This window comes from Vibrio sp. M260112 (assembly GCF_036533775.1).
Classification (GTDB): domain Bacteria; phylum Pseudomonadota; class Gammaproteobacteria; order Enterobacterales; family Vibrionaceae; genus Vibrio.
The window spans coordinates 1-747 of the sequence record NZ_JATABH010000173.1; the positions used below are offsets into that span (position 1 = coordinate 1).

Annotated in this window: 1 pseudogene; it reads right to left on the reverse strand. The window is 42.0% G+C overall.

Annotation, left to right across the window (positions count from 1 at the left end):
- A pseudogene (locus QTN95_RS20890) lies at positions 1–597 on the reverse strand (IS1595 family transposase); the annotation flags it as partial.
- Between the last annotated feature and the right edge of the window lie 150 nt (positions 598–747).

Genomic DNA, 747 nt, shown 5'->3' on the forward strand with positions numbered 1-747 from the left:
ATACCGATGCTCTTAAAAGTGCAAGGGTCATGTCCTCAAGGTTAAAGCGATGATTGAATCTAAAGCAGAATTCTCCAAGATATCTCGGTAAGTGTTTCTTGCGTATCGCATGATACGTCCCATGTAGCGAGTTCTTAACATTACCAATCATTGTATCAACCCATTCGAAGTGTTCTTGCACCACCTCCAAACTCTCGGCTTGGCTCTTATTTTCAACATCATGGTAGACATTTGCATCGACTAAGCCTTCAAAACAAGCAAGTCCATCTGTATCGCAGCAACGAATGGCGTTTTCTTTTTAGAGCCACGACCCCGTCCTTTACCACCCCAATAGGCATCATCAAGCTGCACAATGTTCTCAAGTGGTTGTTTATCATCGTTTTCCTTCATTGCTTGCATCAACTTGTGCTTTAACCGCCAAGTAGCGTTGTAGGAAATGCCTAAATGACGAGATAACTCAAGAGCTGAAATTCCATTTTTACCCTGTGTAATTAAGTAGATAGCAAGAAACCAAACCGTTAATGGAAGCTTGCTATTGGAAAGCAAGGTCCCTGCTGTTAATGAGGTTTTTTGATGACATCGATTGCATTGATAAAGGGTAAGCGTTCACCAGCACCGTGTTGACTAAGTGTTTAGGTAAAAACTCGTGTGTTTAAGATCGAGCACATTTGGGTACGGCTGCTGACGAACAACAGCATTGACTATGCGTGAAAGCGTATCAAGTGACGATATCTTTCGCTTTTTACA